General features: G+C 44.4%; 11 protein-coding genes. 9 read left to right on the plus strand and 2 right to left on the minus strand.

Translation table 11 applies throughout. The annotated features are described in order from the left end of the window. Positions 1 to 118 precede the first annotated feature (118 nt). Positions 119 to 1,510, minus strand: a complete 1,392-nt coding sequence (locus AAFN85_RS16595) for a HAMP domain-containing sensor histidine kinase (protein ID WP_347528721.1) — start codon at positions 1,508 to 1,510, stop codon at positions 119 to 121. 192 nt (positions 1,511 to 1,702) lie between these two features. On the opposite strand from AAFN85_RS16595, the gene AAFN85_RS16600 reads away from it, so the two are divergent. From AAFN85_RS16600 to AAFN85_RS16625, 6 genes are all read left to right on the plus strand, one after another. Continuing rightward, the gene (locus AAFN85_RS16600) at positions 1,703 to 2,134 is read left to right on the plus strand and encodes a hypothetical protein (protein ID WP_347528722.1); all 432 of its coding nucleotides are present in this window, start codon (positions 1,703 to 1,705) and stop codon (positions 2,132 to 2,134) included. Between the two features lie 422 nt (positions 2,135 to 2,556). Beyond that, complete coding sequence (gene clpB / locus AAFN85_RS16605; RefSeq protein WP_347528723.1) at positions 2,557 to 5,175, plus strand: ATP-dependent chaperone ClpB; 2,619 nt, start codon at positions 2,557 to 2,559, stop codon at positions 5,173 to 5,175. A 293-nt stretch (positions 5,176 to 5,468) separates the two neighbouring features. Beyond that, entirely contained in the window at positions 5,469 to 6,485 is a 1,017-nt protein-coding gene (locus AAFN85_RS16610) for a kelch repeat-containing protein (protein ID WP_347528724.1), read from the plus strand. 621 nt (positions 6,486 to 7,106) lie between these two features. Next, positions 7,107 to 8,729, plus strand: a complete 1,623-nt coding sequence (locus AAFN85_RS16615; protein WP_347528725.1) for a hypothetical protein — start codon at positions 7,107 to 7,109, stop codon at positions 8,727 to 8,729. A gap of 167 nt (positions 8,730 to 8,896) precedes the next feature. After that, positions 8,897 to 9,241: a phosphoribosylpyrophosphate synthetase gene (locus AAFN85_RS16620; protein WP_347528726.1), complete on the plus strand. Its 345-nt coding sequence runs from the start codon at positions 8,897 to 8,899 to the stop codon at positions 9,239 to 9,241. Between the two features lie 278 nt (positions 9,242 to 9,519). Continuing rightward, entirely contained in the window at positions 9,520 to 10,815 is a 1,296-nt protein-coding gene (locus AAFN85_RS16625; RefSeq protein WP_347528727.1) for a glycoside hydrolase family 71/99-like protein, read from the plus strand. Positions 10,816 to 11,088: 273 nt separating this feature from the next. Here the strand turns inward: AAFN85_RS16625 and AAFN85_RS16630 are convergent, their stop codons facing one another. Beyond that, on the minus strand, positions 11,089 to 12,870 hold the full coding sequence (locus tag AAFN85_RS16630) for a hypothetical protein (RefSeq protein ID WP_347528728.1): 1,782 nt from the start codon (positions 12,868 to 12,870) through the stop codon (positions 11,089 to 11,091). Positions 12,871 to 13,022: 152 nt separating this feature from the next. Between AAFN85_RS16630 and AAFN85_RS16635 the strand changes: the two genes are divergently transcribed. The 3 genes from AAFN85_RS16635 (at position 13,023) to ccoN (ending at position 17,942) form a co-directional block, all read left to right on the plus strand. Beyond that, positions 13,023 to 15,413, plus strand: coding sequence for a heavy metal translocating P-type ATPase metal-binding domain-containing protein (locus AAFN85_RS16635; RefSeq protein ID WP_347528729.1), 2,391 nt, complete (start codon positions 13,023 to 13,025; stop codon positions 15,411 to 15,413). After that, the gene (gene ccoS, locus AAFN85_RS16640; protein ID WP_347528730.1) at positions 15,410 to 15,568 is read left to right on the plus strand and encodes a cbb3-type cytochrome oxidase assembly protein CcoS; all 159 of its coding nucleotides are present in this window, start codon (positions 15,410 to 15,412) and stop codon (positions 15,566 to 15,568) included. The genes AAFN85_RS16635 and ccoS overlap by 4 nt, the downstream gene beginning before the upstream one ends. Positions 15,569 to 15,815: 247 nt before the next feature. Continuing rightward, positions 15,816 to 17,942, plus strand: coding sequence for a cytochrome-c oxidase, cbb3-type subunit I (ccoN, locus tag AAFN85_RS16645; RefSeq protein ID WP_347528731.1), 2,127 nt, complete (start codon positions 15,816 to 15,818; stop codon positions 17,940 to 17,942). Positions 17,943 to 17,948 lie beyond the last annotated feature (6 nt).

Below are 17,948 nucleotides of genomic sequence, written 5' to 3' on the forward strand. Positions count from 1 at the left end.
ATGTTGAATTTATTTCAACATCCCACTTGCTAAGCCAACCGCTAAGTAAATCGTAGACTTGTCCCGTGGGGTGCTGATCCGCTAACCAGCGGACAGCATGACGGGAGTGGCGAATCGATTACGCCATTTGCTTAGCCCCATTACTACTCGGCTTCAGTAAATCCCCCAAAGCCATAGCCCCAGCAACAGGCAGTTTAATAGTAAATGTCGATCCTGCCCCCTCGGCACTGGTTACGGTGATAGTGCCCTTGTGTTTTTCAACTATCTGCCGCACAATACTAAGTCCCAATCCGGTTGATTTTTCGCCACGTAAACCTGTACGTCCCGCTTTTGAAAAACGGTTAAAGATTTCGGGGAGGATATTGGCCGGGATGCCCAGACCGTAATCCTGTACTTCGATGGTGATGGAATCACTTTGTTGCGACAGACGAACGTCCACCCGGTCGCGGTCTTTCGAAAATTTCACAGCGTTGCTGATGAGGTTATCAATAACCCGGTGAAATTTTTCGTGGTTGATCTCGGCAAAAACAGGGTTCGCCGAACTGCTGAATACCACATTTACTTTGTTGTTTTGCTGTAACCGCCAGTCAGAAACTGTACTGGTGAGCATTTGGTTAAGTTCGGTATTGCGGGTTTCAAAAATGGCTATGTTCTCATCGCGGGCGGCTTCCAACAAATCACCAATAATGCTCCGGGCTTTCGCGCAGGAGGCTTTCATCATGTTGATATTATCCTGCGTTTCTTCGTCCACATCATCCAGTTCCATCATCATCGCTATCGATTCTACGGCGGCTATTGGGTTGCGAAGGTCATGTGCTACCATGCCCAAAACCTGGTTTTTAAACTCGCCTGCCTTTTCAATTTCGGCATTCTTTTCGCGGATCTCGTTTACCTGCAAATAATAATTGGCCTTATAAGTAAAAAAATACCTCGACGTAAAATAAAATGCCGAAAGCAATATGGCCGAGATCAGCTGGTTGTACAGCATATCAGTAGCGGGTGTTTGACTGTAGATGAGTAGCGAAGTGAAAAATAATTCGATAGACACCAATAAGAATACAGTTTCGTAGTATTCAAAAACAAAAATCACGCTAATGAGGCAAAGGGCTATCAAATAAAGTGTAAGAGCGTTGCTCGGATCGGATGTGGCAATAAAGCTCGAGTACATCCCGCAAACAATAATATAAAGCGCAAATAAAAACACCAGCATGGCCATGCCTGGCGTAGCCTTTTTCTTGGTTTTAAAGTTGAGGATGGACAGGTTGCTGGAGATAAGAAATATTGGCGTTACAATAATGAAGATCCAGTTACTGAAGTTAAACTCCGGAAAGTTTTGCGCTTTGGTAAGGCTTACCGGGAACACCAGGTACAGCACCCTGATAATAACGTTAAGCACCAAAAAAATCATACTTGCCGCCCTTACCGCAATAAGGTTTTGGTAAGTATAATAGTCTCGGTACTGCGCACGGTACCTAAGCGGCAGGTTGTTAAAAAAGAAACGGGTGTTCAAGTAGTTTTTATCTGGATTAAAACAAAATTATGAAAATATTTTCAAATGCTGTAACAGGAATGTGACGGAGTGTGATTAACCCTTTTACTAAATATCTGGTCAAAAGATATCATACCCTTTAACGAACTTTAATTGTTCTTTTAAAAAGGAATGGATATAATTTACACATCATAAAACCAAAATCACACGTTAATGAAATCTCTTAAATCTATCGCAATTCTTGCAGCCGTATTAACAACTTTTTCATGCAGAACAGTAGAAAAGGCTAATCAGAAAGAAATTAAACCGTTTGTGGGTATCTGGAACGATACGACCAATCCGGGATCTCACGTTATTTTCAGGTCGGACGGGAGTTTTTTCAACATGTCAAAAGAAAATGATGTGCAGGTTGTTACACACAGCGGTACTTTTAAAGTGTTATCAAACAATATTTATGTATTAACAATCACCGATGCGAGACCTAACGCTACCTACGATCTTAAGGGCAGGCAGTATGCAAATCATTACATTTTGAGTAATGACAGAAAAACGATGAAAACAAGTGGCGTGGTTGACGGAAGAAATGGCGGAAAAGGACTTGCCTGGACCTCTAATTTAGTGAAGGTAGATAAATTGGATGATTAAATAAGCAGCCGGAAAACCATCTCGTCCGCGTATCTCGCAACTATAACGTTACCAAGCTTTAGGAGGATAGGACCCATTGTAATCCTTCTATTGATGTTTGCTTGAAGTATAGCGCCCTGAAACTTTTAAGAAAAGTTTCAGGGCGAAAATTTAGGGATACTCTTATTTGCAATTTCGAACTGAAAAATAAAGCACCATTCCTCGTATGTCAGCCTCTCACAGCTGAAGATAATGTGTGTCAACTCAGGATTAAGCCCTCTGAATATTTTAGAGACCAAACCGACAATTTGCCCTGTTCTTTGTTAGTGTTACATACAGCTAAATAGTTAATTGTTATGGCAAACTGTCATTTTAATTTAATATTGAATGACAATTTTTCATAAGCGCTACACTGGCCGATAATTTGATTAACACTGAGTACTATGAATTTTAACAACTTTACCATAAAAGCCCAGGAGGCGGTTCAAAAAGCCTCCGAAATTGCTGTTGGTAACCAACAGCAAGCAATTGAGACCGCGCATCTGCTTAAAGGTTTGCTGCTGGTTGATGAAAACGTAATTAGCTACTTATTAAAAAAATTAAACGTTAACCTTAACAGGTTAAATGATACGCTTGATGCCCAGATAGCATCGTTCCCCAAAGTGAGCGGGAGCAATGTTTACCTGTCGTCTGAAGCAAACTCGGCTTTGCAAAAAGCTACAGGGTATTTAAAAGAGTTTAAGGATGAGTTTGTATCTGTTGAACATATCCTTTTAGGCATTTTGGCAGCAGGCGGTGCGGTGAGCACTATCTTAAAAGACTCAGGCGTCAACGAAAAAGACCTGAAAAAAGCCATTGTTGCATTGCGTGGCGATAACAAAGTTACCGATCAAAACGCCGAGGCTACTTATAATGCCTTAAACAAATACGCTCGTAACCTTAATGAATACGCAGGTTCGGGCAAGTTGGACCCGGTTATCGGCAGGGATGATGAGATCCGCCGTGTGATCCAGATCTTATCTCGCCGTACAAAAAACAACCCTATTTTGGTGGGTGAACCAGGTGTTGGTAAAACCGCCATTGCCGAAGGTATTGCCTTCAGGATAATTAAAGGTGATGTTCCCGAAAGCCTGAAAACCAAGGTAGTATATTCGTTGGATATGGGCGCGCTGATTGCCGGTGCCAAGTACAAAGGTGAGTTTGAAGAACGCCTGAAAGCCGTTATAAAAGAAGTTACCCAAAGCGATGGCGAGATCATCCTGTTTATTGATGAGATCCATACGCTGGTAGGTGCAGGCGGTGGCGAAGGTGCAATGGATGCCGCAAACATTCTGAAACCGGCCTTAGCCCGTGGCGAACTGCGCTCGATAGGTGCCACTACTTTGAACGAGTACCAGAAATACCTGGAAAAAGATAAAGCGCTGGAACGCCGTTTCCAGAAAGTGATGGTTGAAGAGCCGGATGCTGCCGATGCTATTTCTATCCTGCGTGGTTTGAAAGAACGTTACGAGACCCACCATAAAGTGAGGATCAAAGACGAGGCGATCATCGCTTCGGTAGAAATGTCGCAACGTTATATTGCCGACAGGTTTTTACCGGATAAAGCTATCGACCTGATGGACGAAGCCGCTTCAAAACTCCGTTTGGAAATGGATTCCGTACCAGAGGTGGTTGACGAGCTTGAACGCCGCATTATGCAGCTGGAAATTGAACGCGAAGCCATTAAACGTGAAAAAGACGACCGCAAGGTTGCCGAACTGAGCGAAGAAATTGCCAACCTATCGCAACAACGCGATTCGTTACGTGCCAAATGGAAAGGTGAAAAAGACCTGGTTGACGGTATCAACACCAAAGTTGAATTGATAGAAAACTACAAACTGGAAGCCGAGCAGGCGGAACGCGCCGGCGATTATGGTAAAGTAGCCGAACTACGCTACGGAACCATAGTACAGGCTCAGGCCGAAGTTGAAAAACTGAAGGCCGCTCTGCAGGAAAATCAAAGCGACAGCCGCATGCTGAAAGAGGAAGTTACCGCCGACGATATTGCCGGAGTGGTAAGCCGCTGGACAGGCATCCCGGTGAGCAAAATGATACAAAGCGAACGCGAAAAACTACTTAACCTTGAAGCCGAACTGCACAAGCGTGTAGCAGGGCAAGAGGAAGCTATTGAAGCGATAAGTGATGCTATCCGCCGCAGCCGCGCCGGCTTGCAGGATAAACGCAGGCCAATTGGATCGTTCATATTTTTAGGTACAACAGGTGTAGGTAAAACGGAATTAGCGAAAGCTTTGGCCGAGTACCTGTTTAATGACGAAAGCGCGCTGGTTAGGATAGATATGAGTGAATACCAGGAACGCCATGCTGTATCGAGGTTGATAGGAGCGCCTCCGGGCTATGTGGGGTATGATGAAGGCGGGCAGTTAACCGAAGCCGTTCGTAGAAAACCTTACAGCGTGGTACTACTGGATGAAATTGAAAAAGCGCACCCGGATGTGTTTAACATCCTGTTGCAGGTGCTGGACGATGGCCGCTTAACCGATAACAAAGGTCGTGTGGTGAACTTTAAAAACACCATCATTATCATGACCTCCAATATTGGTTCAAACATCATCCAGGAAAACTTCCAGAACCTGGAAGATGAGAACCGGGACGAACTGGTTGCCAAAACCAAAAACGATTTGTTTAACCTGTTGAAGGTAACTATCCGTCCGGAGTTTTTGAACAGGATTGATGAGATCATCATGTTTACCCCGCTTAACCGCGATGAGATCCATGATATCGTTAAACTGCAGTTTAAACAGGTACAACAAACTCTGGCCGAAATGGGGGTAACCATCGATGCATCCGACGAAGCTTTGGATTGGTTGGCCCAGTTAGGATATGATCCGCAATTTGGCGCCCGTCCGCTAAAACGTGTGATCCAGAAAAAGATCCTGAACGAGCTATCTAAACAGATCCTGGCAGGTACGGTGGATAAAGATCATACCATCAAGATCGATATGTTTGATAAACAGTTTGTATTCCTGAACTCGGCAAAAGAAACAACCGAGGCGGCTAAATAAGCTAAAATAACAACTCAATATATAATGAAAAGAGCGACCCACGGGCCGCTCTTTTTTTGTGCATGAAAAAATATGTCGTCTCGTTCTATCTGGATTGCCCTTAGAATATCTTGAACTGTATGCATCGTGCTGATCCATCTGACATGAGTTAGCCGGGGAGCACTTCAGTAATCCTATCACTACCCCTTTGAAAGACAAAGGGATTAAGTGTTAATCGTTTGGAATTTAGTATTTTATGTATTGTTTTTGTGGTTTTTGATTTATCTTTACTACGGAAACTAACCTGTATTATCATGCCTAAATTAAACCTGACAATAGTTTCGATTTTGTTACTGTTCGCTACAATTTCGTGTAAAAAACATCATGTTGACCCGGTTAAGAATGATAAACTTGATACACCGAAGGTAGAAGAACCAAAGGGCTGGAAGCAGTTAAAGAATTACCCGGGTACCGCCCTTCGGTGGACATTTGGATTTTCGAGCAATAATAAAGGCTATATTGTTGGTGGCGAATATGAGGTAGATGCCGGAAACAATATCGCCAACGTATTTCAATACAATCCAACTGACGATAAATGGATTCAGTTAAAAAACTATCCGGGAAGTGGAATGGGGATGATGGCCGGTTTCTCTGTAAATAATAAAATCTATCTCGGTACCGGGTTTAATTATAGTACAGGTTTGCTTCAAAACGATTTTTGGGAATACGATCCATCAAACGATACATGGACACAAAAAAATGATTTTCCAGGCAGCAAAAGACAGGGCGCTGTATCTTTTGCAATAGGTAATTACGGGTATCTGATGGGCAATTTTTTAAAAACCAAACAAGATTTGTGGAAGTACACCCCTGCTACAGACCAATGGGTACAACTAACAGACTATCCTGGAGTTGGTACCGCCGAAATGATTGGTGTTGCTGCTAACGGAAAAGCTTACGTTGGTGCAGGTGTAAATACAGACAATGTGGTAAGCGATTTTTGGGAGTATGATCCTGCTTTGGACAAATGGACTAAAAAAGCCGATGTTATCGAAGCGCTATATAGTCCGGTTGCTCTTGTTAAAGGAACTAAAATTTATGTGATCAGTGGAGTAAGCGAAAACCTCAAGTTTCGTAAAGCTGTATTGATATACGATACAACTACAGATAAATGGAGTAAAACGGATGATTTTGAGGGGCAAGAAAGAACGGCCGCGACTGGATTTGTTGTTGCTGATACCCTATATTTCGGCCTTGGGGCAGGTAGCAAATTCGCAGGCGGTGCCAATTATCCGGTGTATTTTAATGATTTTTGGAAATTTAATCCCTGATCGTTTTTAAAGCAGGTGGAAATTGTTTTACGTAGATACTCTTTTCACAAGCGTTTTCGCATGGCGCAAGCCGCTGTTATAGGCTTGGCGCTTATATAACATAAACGCGCGTTTTAATCTTTGCAATTAAAGCCCAATTTCCGTCCTGCCAGAATTTCTTATTTTCCCATCAGGGTAGCTTTGATAGGATCTTGATCGTCTGCACCAAGCCATTTCGGTCTATGTTATATCTTGCAGCAATAGTTCAAGGCGCATACGCGTGTAGAACCTCTTACATCCTTTTCTTCCAAAATCATGTCAGCGTTCAATGTTTTAAAAATCAAGTGTTCAACTTTTGCTTTTTAAAAATCATAACTCATTGATTATTAGTAGCTATATGTTCAGTCTGGTGGATTTGATCCTTTTTCAAAACGTAACCATTTGATTATCAGATGTGATTGATTTTTCAAAAAGAACAAGTGTTTACACTTTTAAAAATTGAACACTACGTTTAGTATATCGGTTTAGCCATCTTTCCTTAATAAAAAGTTAATAAAATCAAAATACCCCGGTATCAACTTTTTTACATTTTTACCGTAAAACTTAATATTGTTAACTTATACATTAAAACCTAAAAACACTATGTTAAAATTTACTAACCCAAGGTTATGGGTATTGGCTGTTGCCGCGACAGCAATGATGGCAACAAGCTGCCAAAAAAACGGTGAAGTAGCTGGACTAAAAGATGCCAATACCGAACCAACCGCCACATCAAAAACAATCAAAACCTTAGCCGTATCCCTTACTCAAGGCTTTGAAGTGGGTTCAACCAGCCCAAAAACTGCTTATGATGTATCGCCAACCGGCTCGTCAAGTGGCGACAACGTAACCCTTTCAGGAAGTTCATGGAATTTGTACGATGCGTTGATCGGCAATCTCGCAGCCGATCAAAGAGCCGGCTCATGGAGCGCCCGGATCCGTAACACCGGTAAAATTACCATGTTGTTTGATGTTACCACAGGCATCAGCACAGTAACCATTAAAAGTGCCACTTATAGCGGAGATACGCCAAGCACATGGGGCTTGTTCTATTCAACTAACGGTGGCTCATCATGGGCGCAGTCTGGTTCGGCAATCACTACAACTGCCAGCCTGGCAACCTCTACTTTTACTATTACCCAAACCGGTAATGTACGTTTAGAGATCCGCAAGCTAACCGGCGGCAGCAACCGTATCAATATTGACGATATCACTGTTAATGACAACGCGGGTGGCGGCACCGGTGGTGGTGGCGGTACTGTAATAGCAGGTAAAAAATTCCTGTTTGATGCCAGTCACCTCGAAAACGCGGGCAGCGCCGATTGGCAGATTGATGCCGATGGCACCGAGCAGGTAGCCATTTACACCGGCGGTACCACTACCGAAACCAAAGCTCAACGCATCCCAACACCATCGTACACAGGCATCACCGCATCAACTTCCGAAACTTATTGGAAAGGTGCATTATCTGCCTGGGCAGTTGAACTGGTTAAAAAAGGCGAACTGGTTGAAACCCTGCCTGTAGGTACAGCTATCACTTACGGTGGTGGTGGCGCACAGGATCTGAGCAACTACGACGTATTCATCGTTTGCGAGCCAAACCGTTTATTCACCGCTTCAGAAAAAACTGCTTTAATGAACTTCGTAGCTAACGGCGGCGGTTTATTCATGATTGCCGACCATACCGCGGCTACAACCGCAGGTACTGATGCAAACGGTTACAACCCATCAGATCGTGACGGCGATGGTTACGACTCACCACGTGTTTGGAACGATCTGATGACCAACAACGGCATCAACAATAATAACCCATTCGGTTTCAGCGTAAACTATGTTGATATTAACGAAAGCCCTTCAACAAACGTGTACACAGGCACTAACGCCAACGCGCAAAAAGTATTGAACGGCGCAGCTGGTGCGGCTTCAAAAATGGCTTTCTATGATGGTTCAACCGCAACTTTGTTCCCTACCAATAACTCAAGCGTACAAGGTTTATTCTGGCGTAACAGCGCTACCAATGGTGGTACTGCTAACGCAATGGCTTTATTGGCAACTTACGGCTCTGGCCGTGTAGTTTGGATCGGTGATAGCTCGGATGCTGATGACGGCACAGGCGATACCGGCGATAATCTGTTCAACGGTTGGTCGGGCGATGCGCCATCTGGCTTTACCTCACATTCTGCATTCCATTTAAATGCTTCATACTGGCTGGCTAAAGCGCAATAAATAAAGTTTTTTCCCGCGATGGGATTATTTTACAGTTAGTTTGGTCCTGTTACGAAAGTAGCAGGACTTTTTTATTGTATCTACTGCAAACAACCACCCCGGGTTTTAAGTTATAATTAAACAAGGGTGATCACGGGATTATCCAATTACCTTAATTAACCATCACCATGAAAAATTATGAAACCTTAGTGGATGCCACTAACGACCTGCTTAAGCGGGGATATACAGCAAACTTAAGTTTAGAGGGCGATACCATCGACGATAAGGACAAAGATATCCACATGACTGCCGATGATTTTGAGATAGATGAGTTTTACCGTTTCGAAGGCGCAAGTAATCCATCGGATACCTCTATTGTGTACGCGGTATCATCGGATAAATACCACCTGAGAGGGGTTTTGGTAAATGCCTATGGTGCTTATGCCGATGATAGTTCATCAGCACTTGCCGCCAAGTTACACCACGGTCAGGTAAGTCATAACCTGCATGGTGAAGACAGGCCGACGGAGTAAGTCGGGCTTATAAAGATCTAAGTTAAAAGTCGGTTACAGATATCGCGGTAGGGACAGCCGGAATATTTGTAGTCGGCTTTTGACGTTTAAAATGGAGCTTGCTAAGTTATGTCGATATAATTATGGCAACGCTCTACCTTACTTAGCTTCAATTTTAATATTTGATCGATTTTTTTTGATGATTTGCCCGCCATTAGTCCATAATTAATTTTTTGTTAAGCTTCTGTGTGAACTTCGGCACGGTGTATTAACCAACACCTGTACTAAACAAGTAAACTATGAGAAGAACAAAAATTACATTATGTATTTGGATGATCCTATGCTTTTTCACCACCGCCAGCGCGCAAACCAGGCATGCCAAAACAACTTTATATCCAAGTTACAAAGGATTGGTAATGGCCGGCTACCAGGGATGGTTTAGGGCCGAGGGCGATGGCAGCGGTGCAACCCATTTTGCTTATGGCAATGAACAGCGATCGGGCATTGATATGTGGCCCGATGTAAGCGAGTACTCCAAAACCTACCCAACCCCATTTAAATTGGCCGATGGGCAACCTGCAAAATTTTTCAGCTCGGTAGATAAAAGCACTGCCGACCTGCATTTTAAATGGATGCAGCAATACGGTGTAGATGGCGTATTTATGCAGCGCTTTTTCAATAACGCCCGCCCCGAAAACCGGAAAGACGACAAAGTATTTCGAAACGCGTTCGAAGCGGCCTCAACTTATAAAAGAGCCATCGCGGTGATGTATGATCTGTCGGGCCTTGCCGGAAAGGGTGAGGATTGCTCAACCCTGATAGACGATTGGAAATACCTGGTTGATGAGCTGAAAGTAACCAATCCTAAGGGTACCAATACCTACCTGTACCATAACGGCAAACCTGTTGTTACTATTTGGGGAGTTGGCTTTCCTGATAGGCCATACAATATCCGCAACATCGGCATCGAGCGTTTTATTGATTTTTTGAAGAACGACCCGGTTTATGGTGGATGTGCGGTAATGATAGGCGTACCAAACTCATGGCGGACTTTAAGGGCCGATTGTATTAATGATCCTTACCTGCACGATATAATTAAACGTTGTGATATTGTACTGCCATGGAGCGTACAAAGATACTCGCCCTTATTGCATAATGATATGGACAGGTACCGCGACGATGTGATCGATGATATTAAATGGTGCCGCGATAACCACCTGGATTATGTGCCCTGCGTATATCCCGGTTTCAGCTGGCACAACCTGAGCCGTTATGAATTTCCGGATGATGTGAAACCGGTAGGTTCTATTCCACGACAAGGCGGCAAGTTTTACTGGCAGATGTTATCAACCGCTATATCGGCCGGGGCTGAGATGATCTATGTAGCCATGTTTGACGAAGTGAACGAAGGTACCGCGATATTTAAAGGATCGGATAATCCGCCTAAAGTAGGGGATGGTACGGGTACGGCTTTTATTAATATGGATGGAAAACCATCCGATACCTACCTGTGGCTAACCGGTGAAGCAGCCAAAATACTACGTCACGAAAAGCCGCTGGTATTTAAAATGCCGGAAAGGGTTACAGGGAAATAAATCTTATTCCCAGGTCATTATAAAGTACGAAGCAATCCCCGATTGTACTGGGCGATTTGAATAGCCCATCTGCTCCCTGGGGATTGCTTCGTACCTATCCATGATATGTTTAAAAATGGGTGTCATGCTGAGCTTGTCGAAGCATGGTGGGCAGGCTTCTGCGCGCGACCCTTCGACAAGCTCAGGGTGACAGGCCCACCCGCCTAATATCATATTCCCTACAGATGCTTCGGCTTTGACTCACTCGCAACGACGACTTTTATACGTTTTAGATCAGAAAATCACCAACCTATTCAAAGCATCTTCAAAACCCTTCAAATCCTCAACCCAATCCATATTAAAGCCTATCAATTCTGCCGGGCGGTTAAATAACTGCTTATAATAGCCGATCCCCTCCTGTAACTGTGCCCTGAACTTATCCAGTTGCTTCTTTTTCTTATCCGTCAGGTTTAATAAATGCGATTTGATATCTGCCTGTAAATACTCAACATACAGCTCAAGTTCTTTAACAAACATATGCGGACGTTTTACTTTATCCAGCAGATCGAGTTTGCCGTAAATGTGTTTTACCATTTCATCAAGCGTGTATAACCGGTTAAAGTAGGCCAGGTTAGGGCCGGGGCACACGGCTACGGCCGGTGTTTCCCTCGGCTTCAGGATATCGTTTTTTATATAGGCCGATGTGCATAGCCCTTCACACAGGCAAATTTTTTCGGTAACAGCATCAACCTGTTGCTGTAGTTCATCCTGGGGCAGTTTAAGCGATTGTAATTGTTTGATCTTTAAATGCTGATACTCGCGTGATGCGGTGCAAATAGGCTGCTCAGTAAACTCGGTATTGGTGACCAGGTATTTTTTGGTGCATGGGCTGCCAGGGCGGTTCATTTGCAGGCGTTTAAGGCGTAGCTCTTCCATTGTGTTTGGCCTGAAATTATTGAAAAGGATGCCTAATGGTGAAGCGCCGCTTACATAAAAATCATCTGCCGAAGCATCTGCAAGCTGCATCAGCGTTTGTTCATCAACATTGGTAGTTTCGGGAACCAGTAAAAACGGGCTTCCCCAACCTGTGGCATCAACCTGATAATGTTCTATCAAAAAGTCGTTTTCTTCGGCTGTACCGATGCCGCCTTGAACGGTTAGGCGTTGCTGAGGTGTTGTTTCGCAACTGATACCTTTCGATGCTAAAGCTGTTTGATATAATTGAAAAAGTTCGGCCGTCATTTCGGCCCGTTTCTCTTTAAATTCTTCCAATATCGGCCCCAATAAAAATCCTTCGGTAGCAAAGGCATGGCCACCGCAATTTAATCCCGATTCAACCCTAAACTCGGATACCCATAAGCCTTTTTTCGCCAGGAATTTAGCCTGGATAAATGCCGAGCGGAAATCACTTACCTTCAAAATGATCTGTTTTTTGAAATGACCTTCGCCATCCGGTAAAAACTCACCGAATGTTTCGAGATAACTATATAACCTGGGGTTCATGCCTGCCGATAATATGATAGATGATCGCAGCGTGCTGTTCACAAATCCCCGTAAGGCGGCAAGCGCATCAGTGTTTTCATCGCCAAGGTAATTGCCATCAGCATCAAAATTCATCTTATCCACCTTCGACATAATGTTGACATCGATAGCGCCCATGGTCATTTTGTTGCGGAGGATATTTTGGAAGATCTGCCGGCGTTCGTTATCCGGGTAATCCAGCATCAACTCGTAACCTTGTTTAAGCTGCGATGAATCGGGCAATAGTTCAAAGTACCGGGTGATATCGGTGTCCGGTTCGAAAGGCTCGTTTTTAAGCTGTTCAAATTGTTGACTGGCCAGTTGGTGTACCAGGTTAAGATAAGCAGTGATTCGCCTGGCGCGGGCATCGGGTGCTAATTTAGGGATAGGGGTAAATAGCTCATTGTTGTTTATTGTATGATATTCCCGCATCCGCTCAACCAGCTCATCATCAACAATAGACATAACCGACGAGATGCCGTAGCGAGCTACTTTTAATGGTGTATCAACAGAATATCCTAATCCTAATACCGGGATATGAAATGTATGGCTCATGCAAATTTTTGTTTTAAGGAACCGAGGTTCCGGTTGCCAAAACTATGCAGGCCTCAGGCTTCAAAAACTGACCGATGTCACACTTTTAACAATCGCTCATCATTATTTATCCGGCATTTATGGGCCAGCTTTGAACCCGAAAGTATCCCCATATGAAAGGAAATACCACACTCGAAAAAACAAGCTGCTACCATTGTGGCGACGATTGTTTAACCGAAAATTACACACTTGAAGATAAACGCTTTTGCTGCCACGGTTGTAAAAGTGTTTACCAATTGCTATCAGAAAGCCAGCTTTGTAATTATTACACTTATAACGACCACCCCGGTGCAACCCGCGCCCGGATAGACCGCCGGTTCGATTACCTGTCCGAACCATCGATAGTTGGCAAACTGATCGATTACACCGATGATCAGGTTACGATGGTTACTTTTTATATCCCACATATCCACTGTAGTTCGTGCCTGTGGTTGTTGGAGAAGCTTAATAAAATTAACCCCGCCGTACATTATTGCCGGGTTGATTTTCTGAAAAAACAGTTAAATATCCGCTTTGATAATTATCAGATCAACTTACAACAACTGGTTGAACTTTTGTACGATATCGGCTACGAACCGCTCATCAGTTTGCAGGATGTTATCAAGGAACAAAACACTGTAGGTAAAGATCACCTGGTACAAAAAATAGCTTTGGCAGGCTTTTGTTTTGGCAACGTGATGCTGCTCAGCTTTCCCGAGTATTTTGGTATTTCGGCATACGAACAATCTTTCAAACAATTTTTCGGATGGTTGAATGTGCTGTTTGGTTTGCCGGTTGTTTTTTACAGCGGCCGTGAGTATTTCGTTTCGGCTTGGCAAAACCTTCGTCGCAAACAATTAAATATTGATTTTCCGCTGGCTTTAGGTATCGCGGTACTTTTTGCACGGACAGTTTTTGAAGTGGCCACCCATACCGGCGCCGGCTTTGCCGATACGCTTTGCGGACTGGTATTCTTTTTACTGGTAGGCAAATTTGTGCAAAAGAAAACCTACCACCATATCTCGTTCGAGCGGGACTACCGTTCATTTTTTCCGGTAGCAGTTAACACCATTGTTGAGGGGAAAGAAAAACCTGTACCTCTTTCTGATCTGCACACGGGTCATCGTATCCTGATCCGTAACAATGAGATCATCCCTGCCGATGCCATCTTGCTTAAAGGGCAGGCGCTAATTGATTTTAGCTTTGTTACCGGCGAGGCCATTCCCGTAAGTAAAACCCTTGGCGAAATTATTTATGCAGGTGGCCGCCAAACCGGCGAAGCCATTGAATTGGAGGTGGTAAAACCCGTATCGCAAAGCTACCTTACCCAACTTTGGAATAACGAGGCCTTTACCCGCAAACAGGATAACCGTATGCTCACTTTTAACCAAAAAGTGAGCAAGTATTTTACGGTTGTTTTGCTGGTGATAGCATTTGGGTCTTTACTGTTTTGGCTGCCTACAGACATACACAGAGGAGTTGCTGCTTTTACTGCCGTGCTGATAGTTGCCTGCCCGTGCGCGCTGGCACTAAGTACGCCGTTCACCATGTCGGCAGCGTTAAGCATTTTCGATAGGAACCTTTTCTACCTTAAAAATACCGCCGTTGTTGAACAGTTGGCCGCTATCGATACCATTGTTATGGATAAAACGGGCACCATAACCACCAGCGATAACGATCGCATACAGCTGAACGCGCAATTGAATGAGGCTGAAAAGGCTTGGGTTTATAATATCTGCATGCATTCTAATCACCCGCTAAGCCGGATGATCTGTCGTTACCTTGGTAGCCGGGAATGGATGCCCGTAAGCGGTCTGAGTGAAATTGCAGGCAGGGGTATAACAGGCTCAATTAGCGGCCGCGAAATAAAAATCGGGAGCGAACAGCATGTTGGCGCCTACAGCAATGGCCTGTTTACAGGCACCAAAGTTCACGTTTCTATTGCCGGTACTTACAAAGGATACTTTTCCCTTGCCCAGCAATACCGCGAAGGCTTGAAAAATATTGCCAACCTGGAGCAGGGCTACGAAATGTTCCTTTTGTCTGGCGATCAGGATCATGAGCGCTTTGAGCTTGTGCGTTTCTTTAAGCATTCGGGCCGATTGTTTTTTAATCAATCACCACAGGATAAGCTCGACTTTATAGGCAGGCTTCAACAACAGGGCAACAAAGTGATGATGATAGGCGATGGCCTGAACGATGCCGGGGCATTAAAGCAAAGCGACCTGGGCATAGCTGTAACTGATAACGTAAATAACTTTTCGCCAGGCAGTGATGCCATTATGGATGGGCGCTCGTTTGCCAAACTGCCCAGCTTTTTAAAGTTCTCGAAAGATACGGTCAGGATCATTCATATCTCGTTCCTCATTTCGCTCACTTATAATTTTATAGGCTTAAGCTATGCGGTTACAGGTATGCTTTCGCCTTTGTTCGCAGCCATATTGATGCCGGTGAGCACTGTAACCATTATTTCATTTACCAGTATCGCTACGCACGTGGCCGCTAAAAAAAGGAGGCTATCATGAGCGTGATCTATTTTTTGATAGGGTGCAGTGTGTTGCTGGCCCTCATCTTTTTAACAGCCTTTTTCTGGGCGCAGCGCAGCGGCCAAAATGAAGATCTGTACACACCATCGGTGCGGATTTTATTGGACGATTCGGAGCAAGAAGAAGAAAGTTAAAGTATCGCCGCATAATTTACTCACCCGGCCTACGCTTCGCTGGACCACCCTCTCTGCGGCAAGCCGCAAAGAGGGTAGAAAATAAAAAATCCCCTCTTTACGCGCAGCGTAGAGAGGGGTGGCGAGCGCAGCGATGCCGGGGTGAGTAACCCGCGCCAAAAGTGACCAACATCACCATTTACACAAACTCTCATCATTCTGTCGCTTAACTCAAGGCGATAGTTTTACACCATAATAAAAACACTTTATGCAGCCCGAAAAATTTTACTATGACAACAAGATCGTGCGGAATTTTGGCATAGCCACCGTGATCTGGGGGATTATTGGGATGACCGTTGGCCTCATCGTAGCTATACAATTGTATAGCCCGGCCATGAACATGGGTAACCAATACACCACCTTTGGCCGCATCCGGCCCTTACACACTAACGCGGTGATCTTTGCCTTTGTGGGCAACGCCATTTTTATGGGTGTGTATTATTCCTTACAACGCCTGCTAAAAGCGCGCATGTTTAGCGATGTACTCAGCAATATCCACTTTTGGGGATGGCAGCTTATCATTATTTCGGCAGTGATCACCTTACCTTTAGGTTTAACTACCTCGCATGAATATGCTGAATTAGAGTGGCCTATCGATATCGCTATCACGCTTATCTGGGTAGTGTTTGGCATCAACATGTTCGGTACTATATTCAAACGCCGCGAGCGGCATTTGTATGTAGCCATCTGGTTTTATATAGCCACTTTTGTTACCATAGCGGTGTTGCATATTGTAAACTCGTTCGAGCTGCCGGTATCTGCTTTTAAAAGTTACATGGTTTATGCCGGTGTGCAGGATGCCCTGGTGCAATGGTGGTACGGGCACAACGCGGTAGCGTTTTTCCTTACAACGCCTTACCTGGGCATGATGTATTACTTTCTGCCTAAAATGGCCAACAGGCCTATCTATTCATACAAATTAAGTATCCTGCACTTTTGGGCTTTGATATTCATCTATATCTGGGCTGGTCCGCACCATTTGTTATATACCACTTTACCGGGCTGGGCGCAATCACTGGGCGTAGCATTCTCCATTATGCTGATAGCGCCAAGCTGGGGTGGTATGATCAACGGTTTGCTAACCCTGAGGGGCGCATGGGATAAAGTACGGGATGATGTGATCCTGAAATTTATGGTAGTGGGCTTAACAGCCTATGGTATGGCCACCTTTGAGGGCCCAATGCTTTCTTTAAAACAGGTAAACGCCATAGGTCACTTTACGGATTGGATCATAGCCCACGTACACGTTGGCGCTTTGGGTTGGAACGGTTTTTTAACCTTTGCAATCCTGTATTGGCTCATCCCGCGCGTTTATAAAACCGAACTATTCTCTAAAAAACTGGCTTCGTTCCACTTTTGGATAGGCACACTGGGCATTTTGTTTTATGCCGTGCCGATGTATTGGGCCGGCTTTACCCAAGGCTTAATGCTTAAAGAGTTTACGCCCGAAGGCATCCTGAAATATCCTGCCTTTTTAGAAACCACTATGCGCATATTGCCTATGCACGTAATGCGCTCTATCGGCGGTTCATTGTACCTGTTGGGTGTAATTGTGATGGCCTATAATTTATGCCGCACCGCGTTGCAAGGCAAACTGGTAGCTAACGAGCCTGCCCAGGCCATGCCGCTGCCTGTTTTAAGCAAAGCCAACAACGAAGAAAAATGGCACCGGGTGCTGGAACGTAAACCTATCCAATTAATGATAGCCGCCCTGCTGGTAATACTGATAGGCACATTTATCGAATTGATGCCAACCTTAACTATATCATCAAATATTCCAACCATTGCTGCAGTTAAGCCATATACACCGTTGGAGTTACAGGGAAGGGATATCTATATAAGGGAAGGTTGTTCAAACTGTCACTCGCAAACGGTAAGGCCATTCCGTTCAGAAACGGAACGTTATGGTGAGTACAGCAAAGCAGGTGAGTTTGTGTACGATCACCCGTTTTTATGGGGATCGAAACGTACCGGTCCGGATCTGGCCCGCGAGGGTGGCAAGTACGGCAATGCCTGGCATTACAATCACCTGATGGATCCGCGCCTCATGTCGCCGGGAAGTATCATGCCTAATTACGATTGGTTATTAACCCAAAATTTGGATACGGCTACTACCGCGGCTAAGATCAAAGCCATGCGCACGCTCGGCGTTCCGTATCCCGAAGGTTATGAAAAAATAGCCAATGCCGACCTCGCCAAACAAGAAAAACAAATTGCCGATAACCTGTACAATGATCACATCAAGGTTAAAAACAATAAAGAGATCATTGCGGTGATAGCTTACCTGCAACGTTTGGGCACCGATATCAAAGCAAATAAAACTGCTGCTAAATAAAAAGCC

Origin of the sequence: Mucilaginibacter sp. CAU 1740 (genome assembly GCF_039839285.1) — a bacterium.
Classification (GTDB): Bacteria; Bacteroidota; Bacteroidia; order Sphingobacteriales; family Sphingobacteriaceae; genus Mucilaginibacter.

What these genes read in the sequence shown, in the direction of transcription:
- ccoN (WP_347528731.1), top strand. Translation starts at nt 15,816, where the DNA reads ATGCAGCCCGAAAAATTTTACTATGACAACAAGATCGTGCGGAATTTT.
- ccoS (WP_347528730.1), top strand. Translation starts at nt 15,410, where the DNA reads ATGAGCGTGATCTATTTTTTGATAGGGTGCAGTGTGTTGCTGGCCCTC.
- AAFN85_RS16600 (WP_347528722.1), top strand. Translation starts at nt 1,703, where the DNA reads ATGAAATCTCTTAAATCTATCGCAATTCTTGCAGCCGTATTAACAACT.
- clpB (WP_347528723.1), top strand. Translation starts at nt 2,557, where the DNA reads ATGAATTTTAACAACTTTACCATAAAAGCCCAGGAGGCGGTTCAAAAA.
- AAFN85_RS16610 (WP_347528724.1), top strand. Translation starts at nt 5,469, where the DNA reads ATGCCTAAATTAAACCTGACAATAGTTTCGATTTTGTTACTGTTCGCT.
- AAFN85_RS16630 (WP_347528728.1), bottom strand. Translation starts at nt 12,870, where the DNA reads ATGAGCCATACATTTCATATCCCGGTATTAGGATTAGGATATTCTGTT.
- AAFN85_RS16625 (WP_347528727.1), top strand. Translation starts at nt 9,520, where the DNA reads ATGAGAAGAACAAAAATTACATTATGTATTTGGATGATCCTATGCTTT.
- AAFN85_RS16615 (WP_347528725.1), top strand. Translation starts at nt 7,107, where the DNA reads ATGTTAAAATTTACTAACCCAAGGTTATGGGTATTGGCTGTTGCCGCG.
- AAFN85_RS16620 (WP_347528726.1), top strand. Translation starts at nt 8,897, where the DNA reads ATGAAAAATTATGAAACCTTAGTGGATGCCACTAACGACCTGCTTAAG.
- AAFN85_RS16635 (WP_347528729.1), top strand. Translation starts at nt 13,023, where the DNA reads ATGAAAGGAAATACCACACTCGAAAAAACAAGCTGCTACCATTGTGGC.